This window comes from Bartonella sp. MR168JLCBS (assembly GCF_042194175.1).
Genome location: NZ_JBHIMP010000595.1, coordinates 1 through 558 on the forward strand (window position 1 = coordinate 1; position 558 = coordinate 558).

Here is a 558-nt window from a genome sequence, read left to right on the forward strand (position 1 = left end):
CGTCAAAATGCTGGTTTGATTGCGATTGAGTTGTTAGAAAATGCAGGATCAGAAAATACAGAAAGCGATGAAGCAATTTGATGGCGTATTTGTTTGGATGTAATTCCTTCATTTGAAATTTTTTCTGTTTTTATTTGTTAGAGTTTTTAAATATAAAACCGCTTACTTCTCAACCTTTTTGAAAAAACATTTCACTTTTTGATTAAATTGACTCCACGTGCGGCACAGAAGATATTTAATGAGAGGTGATTTTGCTTCTATAGTTTTATACTTTACTCTGCAGGTGTCAATATGAATAGTGTTAATAGTATCCGGTCAACTTTCTTGGATTATTTTCATCTTAATGGGCATAAAGTTCTTTCTTCTAGCCCACTTGTTCCACGTAACGATCCCACACTCATGTTTACAAATGCAGGAATGGTGCAGTTTAAAAATGTTTTTACTGGACTTGAACAGCGTCCTTGTAAACAGGCAACAACTGCACAAAAATGTGTCCGTGTGGGGGGAAAGCATAATTATCTTGATAATGTTGGCTATACGGCACGCCATCATACATTT

The 558-nt window shown here is 35.3% G+C and carries 1 protein-coding gene; it reads left to right on the plus strand.

Features of this window, described 5'->3' with window-relative positions; genetic code table 11:
• Positions 1-291: 291 nt before the first annotated feature.
• Positions 292-558, plus strand: a 267-nt coding sequence (locus ACFIK8_RS12905) for an alanine--tRNA ligase-related protein (protein ID WP_375669650.1), incomplete at its 3' end; no start/stop codon positions are given.